This window comes from Streptomyces sp. NPDC050619 (assembly GCF_040654815.1).
Taxonomy (GTDB): Bacteria; Actinomycetota; Actinomycetes; order Streptomycetales; family Streptomycetaceae; genus Streptomyces.
Genome location: NZ_JBFAIR010000004.1, coordinates 314,484 through 321,926, shown reverse-complemented (window position 1 = coordinate 321,926; position 7,443 = coordinate 314,484). Strand labels below are relative to the sequence as shown.

The window sequence follows — 7,443 nt, the reverse complement described above, 5'->3', positions numbered from 1 at the left end:
GGTTGGTCGGCTGGCAGGGGTTCGCCAGTTGGGAGTGGTTCTCCGGCCGGGTCCGGCTCGCCCGCCTGGAGCGGTTCGCCGGTCGAGAAGGGTCCGTCGGCCGGGGGCAGCCCGCCCGCCGCCAGTGGTTCGCCCGTCGGGAGTGGTGTCTCGGCCGGGGCTGTTCTGGTCGTCGGGAGTGGTGTCGTTCTGGTCGTCGGGAGTGGTGTCTCGGCGGGATCCGTTCTGCCCGTCGGGAGCGCCCCCCCCGGCCGCCGGACCGGTCCCGCCCGCCGTCGCGTCGATCGCGTTGTCCAGCAGGCGGTGCAGGTGCGGTGGGTCCTTGCCCAGGGCGGAGTCGTCGCTGAGTACCCCCCCGTACTCCGCGTTCCGCGGCCACCGTTGAACGAGGACAAGGGCCAGTTCCTCCCGGACGGCCTCATGCCCGCCGGCGGTCCGAAGACCTCGCTGGCGACGGAGAAACTGGTCGGCAACGTGAAGTCGTCGGTGGACCTCAGCAAGACGTTCACCAATGCCTTCGCCATCCAGGCCAACAAGACCGAGGGCTTCAAGACCACCACGACCCCGGCGGGGGCGAACGGCTGAGCCCGCACCGACACGGGGCCGCCCAGGTGACAGTCATGACAGTCACCTGGGCGGCCCTCGTGTCGGACAAGCTGCCGCCTACCCCACGACCGTGATCCCGATCGGGTAACTGCCCACCTTGATCGGCGGACCCGTCTCCCCGCTCGCGGTCAGGATCGGCACCACCGTGCCGTCGGCACCCACCGCGGCGTAGGCCACCGTCCCGTCCGGGGTGTACGCGATCTGGGTGGGCTGAAGGCCGAGCAGGACGCTGCTGCGGACCTTGCCGGTCGCCAGGTCGACGAAGGCCGCGGTGTAGGTGTCGTTGACACCCACGGCCAGGGTCTTGCCGTCCGGGCTGACGGTCAGGCCGAAGGGGGCGCCGCCGACGTCGATGGGAGTGCCGGCGCTGCGCGTGGCGGTGTCGATCGGCAGTACCTTCTTCCCGGTCTGCTCGCCCACGTACACCGTGCCGCCGTCCGGGCTGATGGCGATGCCGAAGGGGTTGTCGGGCACCGGTATCGCGGTGTCCGCCGTGCGGGTGGCCGTGTCCACGGGGACGACCGCGTTCCCGGAGCGGCAGGCGACCCACAGGGTCTTGCCGTCCGGGCTGATGACCAGGTTCTCCGGCCCGGCGGCGACGGCGATTTCCGGCCCCGCGGTCCGCGTGGCCAGATCCACCGGCTCGACGGCGTTGTCGCTGTACGCGGACACCCACAGGGTCTTGCCGTCCGGTGACAGGGCGAGACCCGCCGGGGTCGTGCCGACCGGGATGGTGGCGGTGACCTTGCGGGTGGCGATGTCGATGACGCTGACCGACGCCGAACCCTGGTTGGCGACGTACAGCGTCGTGCCCGAGGGATCGGCCAGGACCGTGCCGGGCAGCTTTCCTACGGCGATGGAGTCCTGCGCGGTGCCGGTGGCCAGGTCGACCGGGGTGACCGTGCCGGAGACGAAGTCGGCGTCGAACGCGGTGGCTCCCTTCAGGTTCGCCGCCGTCGTCATCACCGAACCGGTGGCTCCCGTCACGCCCGTGGAGACCACGGCGCGCAGCTGCGCGAAGCCGGTGGCGGCGTCCTGCGCGACCGTCACCGTCCACTTCAGGGTCGCGGTGGCGCCCGGGGCCAACTGGGCCGCCGGTGCCGTGCCCTGCGGCTGGGCCGTCCAGCCGGCGGGGGTGTCGAGCGACGTGTCCGGCAGGGTGACCGGGGCGCCGCCGTGGTTGGTGAGCGACACGGTGACGTCGGTCTGCCCGCCCGCGGGGACGACCGGGGCGGCCGTCTTCAGGCTGCCCGTCAGCTGCGCGGTGGCCGGGGTGGCCGTCCACCGCTGGCCGTCGGCGCCGGTGTCGTACCGCTGGACGAGTGCGGTCCCCGCCCCCGCCGAGGGCGCGGTCAGCACCCGTCCGCTGAGGTCGGAGCGGAGCACCAGACCTGTGGACGTCGGTTCGGCGAGCCACCTCTGGGCGTCCGAGCCGGCATCGCAGGCCGTCGTGACGATGCGTGCGTCCTGTGTGTACGACTGACCGGAGACCGTGGCGCAGCGCCCGTCCGCCTGGGAGCGCAGGGTGTACACGCCGCCGTCGCCGCCCTGAAGGAGCCAGCCTCCGGCCGTGCCCGGGTCGGCGGCGGTGTCGAGCGAGCCGGTACGGTCCGCTGCCCCGTCGGCGACGGCGTACGAGCCGTCCGCCGCCCGCAGGGTGTAGACGCGGTCCGCGGTGAGCGTGCCCGTGGTGGGGTAGCCGGGGGCGTGGCCGATGGCCTGCTCGATGGGCTGGAAGTCCGCGTAGGTGGAGGTGAGCGGCGCGGAGCCCCAGTTCTTCTGGGCGAGCGCGCGCAGCGGACCGTACATGCCCTGCTCGACGGTGGCCTCGCTGTCGCCGTACGCGGCGGGCCACACGCCCATGGCGGAGCCCAGCAGGTGCGGGTCGTCGGCGGGCACCGTGAGGCCGCCGCTGAACAGGCCGGGGGTGAACGTCTCGTAGATCCACTGGGCGTTGGGCGGGCCGCCGCTCGCGTAGTACAGGGAGTCGGAGACGTTGACGAGGTCGTTGCCGTTCGCGGCGATCTCGGCAGGGGTCATCCGGCCGTCCTGGTGGATCCAGTAGTCGACGGCGACGCCCGGGTCGAGCTTGGTGGGCATCCCCTCGAAGAGCTGGTCGTTCCAGACGTGCAGGGTACGGCCCTTGCTCGCGACGTAGTCGTGGACCCGGTTCTGCCACAGCACCCAGGAGTCGGCGGCCGGCGCGTCGGAACCCGCCTGTTCCTGGGCCCACTTGGCCAGCGAGGGGTACTTCTCGTAGTCGGCCGCGGCACTCAGGTACTCGTCACCGCCGCCGTACCAGACGCTGCCCGGGAACTGCGGCATCTGCTCGTCGAGCAGGCTCTTGACGTACGGCAGCGCGGACGGGGCGGACATGTCCAGGTTGGACGTGTTCTTCGCCCCGGAGGTGTCGGTGGCCTGGAGCTCGGGGTGGGCGGCCAGGTAGTAGTCCATGTGGCCGGGCGTGCCGACCTGTTGGACGACCTGTACGTGGTAGCGCTCACCCGCGCTGACGATCTCGCGCACCTGCTCGGGCGAGTACACCGGACCGGTGGCGGAGTCGTTCTCCGGGTGCTCCGTGGAGGCGACCCGCATCTCCAGGTGCAGCTCGTTGTACTTGAGGTACGACATGTCCTTGATGAGCCGCACCAGCCACGGCACCGAGAAGAACTTCGAGCAGTTGCACAGGGAGATGCCGCGGTAGGGGTAGTCCGGCCAGTCCTTCGCCGTACCGGCCGGGAGGGTGCGCTCCTGGGTGATCATCTGGAGCACGGAACGGGTGCCCCAGAACACCCCGGTGTCGGTGGCGCCGCTGATCACGGTGGTGGCGGCGACGCTCAGCCGGTAGCCCTCGGCCTTCGGCCGCACGGAGCGGTCGGTGCGCAGGACGACGTCGTGCGGCCGGGCAGGGCCCCGGACGACGCGGACCTCGCGGCCGAGCAGATCGCCGAGGTCGCCGGCGAAGGTGCGGGCCGTGGCGGCGAGGGCGGGCTCGGCGGCCACCACGCGGGTGGCCGCGTCGGCGGTGAACGAACCGGAGGACGCCGTCCACTGCTTGAGCGCGGGGACGGTCCAGGGTCTGTCGGCGTCCGCCGCCGCCGCCGCGGGCGGGCCGGCCGACAACACCCCCAGAACCAGGCCGAAGGTGACGACTAGTGAGGGCAGGTAGCGGCGGATCGTGATCATACGGAACTCCGTCCGGGGCTGGAACGAGGCAGTGACGCTGCTTCTCCGGCCGTGCGTTCTGATGTTACGAGCCACCAATATCCAAGAACAAGATGAATCGTTGAACCAAGAAGGCGTTCGGATTCCGATTGCGGCGTGGGTCTGACCGGAACCGCGAACTTCGGTCTGATAGAGGGCTGTTGGAGTCAATTGTCGGGAACTGCCGTCTGTGCTTCAGTGAGTGCACTGAGCGCGAGCGCATGGGGCGCGGGGGACGGGGCGGCGGCTCAGGTGATGGATCAGCAGGTGATGGTGGGGCGGGAGCGGGAGCGTCGACTGTTGGACGGCCTGCTCGTCGCGGTCGCCGAGCGCGGGGCCGCGCTCGTGCTGCGGGGTGAGCCGGGAATGGGCAAGACCTTGCTGCTGGACTACGCGAGCGCCGACGCCTTGGCCGCAGGCGCGCGCGTGGTGCGGCTGCGCGGAGTCGAGTCCGAGTCGGTGCTGCCCTTCGCGGCGCTCGCCGATCTGCTGGCCCCGTTCCGCGCCGGGTTGGCGGACCTGCCGCAGACCCAGAGCTCCGCGCTTGAGGGGTGCCTGGCCCTGGCGGTCGGCCCGCCCCCGAACCCCCTCGCCGTCTGCGCGGGAACGCTGAACGTCCTCGCGGCGGCCGCGGATGCCGCGCCCGTGGTCGTACTCGTGGACGACGTGCAGTGGGTGGACGCCTCGTCGCGGCGGGTGTTGCTGTTCGTGGCGCGGCGGCTGTCCGGCGAACACGTGGCGATGGTGCTCGCCGTCCGGTCCGAGGCTCCGGAGCCGTCCGCCTGGGCTCTGCCCGACGTCGACCCGGCGGGCTTCCCCGCCACCGCGTGCCGAACTGCTGGCGGGCCGCGGCGTCAGGCCGTCCCCCCAGGTGCTGGCCGATCTGGTGCGCGCCACCGGCGGCAACCCGCTGGCGCTGCTGGACCCTGATGGCGGCCGCCACCGTGCCACGCCAGTACCACTCGACGGCTGTGCTGCTGCCGGACGGCCGGGTCGTCGCGGCGGGCGGCAACCCGGAGGGCGGCACATCGATCACCTGGGAGCCGCCGGACCCGAACGAGGAGATGCGGCTGGAGGTCTTCAGCCCGCCCTGCCTCTTCCGAGGGCGGCGCCCGGCCATCGCCTCGGTTCCCCAGTAGTGGCGGTACGGCGAGACGGTGAGTGGGACGCTCGACGCGCGGGTGACGTCTGAACTGACGGGTTCACGGGCCCCGTCCTCCCGTCCCAGCCGGATTGTCAGTGCCGCGTGCCACGATGGATGGGCAGTGGGGCAGACCGGGTGGCGGGGAGACGGGGGTGTCATGGAGGGGGAGGTTCCGCAGGCCGGGCGGAGGGCCAGGCGGCTGTGCGCGCAGGGCGCGCGGTTGTTCGAGGCGGCGCGGACACTCCAGGGTGACCACGCCCGTGCCCTCGACGCCGTCCGCTCGGCACTCGTGCCGATCAAGGCGGAACTCGTCGCGAAGGAACTGGAGTCCATCCCGGTCGCCCGGCTGAAGGACGTCACCGAGGGACGGCTGCGGCTCGGCGCCGTGGAGGCGGCCGGGTTCGGCTCCGTGCGCGCGGTGTACGAGGCGAGCCGGTACGAGCTGCGGCAGGCACCGGGCGTCGGGGCGCAGACCGCCGACCGGGCCCTGGCCGCCGCCGGGCAGATCGCCCGGGCCGTGGCCGACACCGTCTCCGTCCGCATCGACGTCGACGACCCCGACCCGCACACCACCGCACTGGTCGTCGCGCTCCATCGCCTCGTCGAGGCCGGCCCCGAGCTGCGCCGTGCCCTGGACGCGGCCACCCGCCTCGACGAGAGGCTGCGCGTGCTGCTGCCCGCGGCCCGGCCCGCGTCCGGCCGGATCCGGCTGGCCCTCACCGGCCGCAAACGGCGGGAGGCGGCACTCGCCGCGGTCACCGAGCTGCGGGAGCTGATCGCCGACGCGGCCACGAAGGACGTACGGCTGCTGCTCGCCCAGGCCTCCACCGACCTGCTGCGCCCGCCGGTCTCCGACATCGAGGCCCTGGTCGACTTCGAGCTGAGGTCCGCGGAGTACTACAGCCGGCTCGCCGAGGTCTCCGAACACCGCCCAGACATCGCGGCGAGCGAAGGCTTCCTGCCCTCGGAGATCGCCGAACGCGTCCACGCCCAGCCGCTCGACGACACGCACTGCCGCGTCTCCCTGCGCGGCTACCAGTCCTTCGGCGCCCGCTTCGCGCTCGCCCAGCGCCGGGTCGTCCTCGGCGACGAGATGGGGCTCGGCAAGACCGTCCAGGCCATCGCCGCCCTGGCCCATCTCGCGGCCGAGGGCCACAGCCACTTCCTGGTGGTGTGCCCGGCCAGCGTGCTGATCAACTGGAACCGCGAGATCCGTGCCCGCAGTACCCTGCGCGCCCTGACGGTGCACGGCCCGGACCGGCAGGACGCGTACGCCGAGTGGCGGGAGCGCGGCGGCGTCGCCGTCACCACCTTCGACGTACTGCACTCCCTGCCCGCTCCGGACGGCACACAGCCGGGCATGCTCGTCGTCGACGAGGCCCACTACGTGAAGAATCCGGACACCCGCCGCGCCAAGTCGGTCGCGGTGTGGACCGATCGCTGCGACCGCGTCCTGTTTTTGACGGGCACTCCGATGGAGAACCGCGTCGAGGAGTTCCGTACGCTCGTCCGCCACCTCCGCCCCGACCTGCTGCCCGCCGTCCGGGGCGGCGCGGCCGCGGGCCCCCACGCCTTCCGCAAGTCGGTCGCCCCGGCCTACCTGCGCCGCAACCAGCAGGACGTCCTCACCGAACTGCCCGCGCTGGTGCAGGTCGACGAATGGGAGGAGCTCAGCACCGCCGACCGAGAGGCCTACGAACAGGCGGTCGCCGACGGGAACTTCATGGCGATGCGCCGAGCCGCGTACGCGGACGCAGAGAAGTCGGCGAAGCTCCAGCGGCTGTGCGAACTCGTGGCCGAGGCCGCCGACAACGGCCTGAAAGTGGTGGTCTTCTCGTACTTCCGCGACGTGCTCGCCACGGTGCAGCGGGCACTGACCGGGCCAACGCCGACTACGACGCCGACTTCGATGACAGAACAGGCCCCGGAATCAAGGGTGTTCGGCCCGATCTCCGGTCCCGTGCCGGCCGCCCGCCGCCAGCAGTTGATCGACGACTTCGGGCGGGTGGACGGCCACGCCGTGCTGCTCGCCCAGATCGAGGCCGGCGGTGTGGGCCTCAACCTCCAGACCGCCTCCGTGGTCCTGCTGTGCGAGCCCCAGGTCAAGCCGACGGTGGAGCACCAGGCGGTCGCCCGCGTCCACCGCATGGGCCAGATACGCACGGTGCAGGTCCACCGTCTCCTCGCCACCGACAGCGTCGACGACCGGCTGCTGCACATCCTCCGGAACAAGGACCGGCTCTTCGACGCGTTCGCCCGGCGCAGCGACATGGCCGAGGCGACACCGGACGCGATCGATGTCTCGGACGCCTCGCTGGCCCGCCGGATCGTGGCGGAGGAACAGCGGCGACTGGCGGCGAGGACGGCCTGAGGCGGACGGCGCCGCCACGGCGAGGCCGTGCCGGCCGCCCGGATCGTGGCTTTCCTCCCCGGCGTTCCACCCCCGCCGGTACCGCGCTTACCATGCGCTCGGTCGTACATCAGTTCCG

5 protein-coding genes are annotated in these 7,443 nt (G+C 72.2%); 4 read left to right on the top strand and 1 reads right to left on the bottom strand.

Annotation, left to right across the window (positions count from 1 at the left end; genetic code table 11):
- Window positions 1-381 precede the first annotated feature (381 nt).
- Window positions 382-585: a hypothetical protein gene (locus AB0I77_RS09840; protein WP_363281874.1), complete on the top strand. Its 204-nt coding sequence runs from the start codon at window positions 382-384 to the stop codon at window positions 583-585.
- 78 nt (window positions 586-663) lie between these two features.
- Here AB0I77_RS09840 and AB0I77_RS09835 read toward each other — a convergent pair whose 3' ends face one another.
- Complete coding sequence (locus AB0I77_RS09835; protein WP_363281873.1) at window positions 664-3,792, bottom strand: family 20 glycosylhydrolase; 3,129 nt, start codon at window positions 3,790-3,792, stop codon at window positions 664-666.
- Between the two features lie 216 nt (window positions 3,793-4,008).
- Between AB0I77_RS09835 and AB0I77_RS09830 the strand changes: the two genes are divergently transcribed.
- The 3 genes from AB0I77_RS09830 to AB0I77_RS09820 all read left to right on the top strand — a co-directional run bounded on the left by AB0I77_RS09830 (window position 4,009) and on the right by AB0I77_RS09820 (window position 7,325).
- Window positions 4,009-4,740, top strand: coding sequence for an ATP-binding protein (locus AB0I77_RS09830; protein WP_363281872.1), 732 nt, complete (start codon window positions 4,009-4,011; stop codon window positions 4,738-4,740).
- Window positions 4,740-4,949, top strand: a complete 210-nt coding sequence (locus tag AB0I77_RS09825) for a hypothetical protein (protein WP_363281871.1) — start codon at window positions 4,740-4,742, stop codon at window positions 4,947-4,949. Before AB0I77_RS09830 ends, AB0I77_RS09825 begins: the two co-directional genes overlap by 1 nt.
- A gap of 162 nt (window positions 4,950-5,111) precedes the next feature.
- Entirely contained in the window at window positions 5,112-7,325 is a 2,214-nt protein-coding gene (locus tag AB0I77_RS09820; RefSeq protein ID WP_363281870.1) for a DEAD/DEAH box helicase, read from the top strand.
- The last annotated feature ends 118 nt before the right edge of the window (window positions 7,326-7,443 follow it).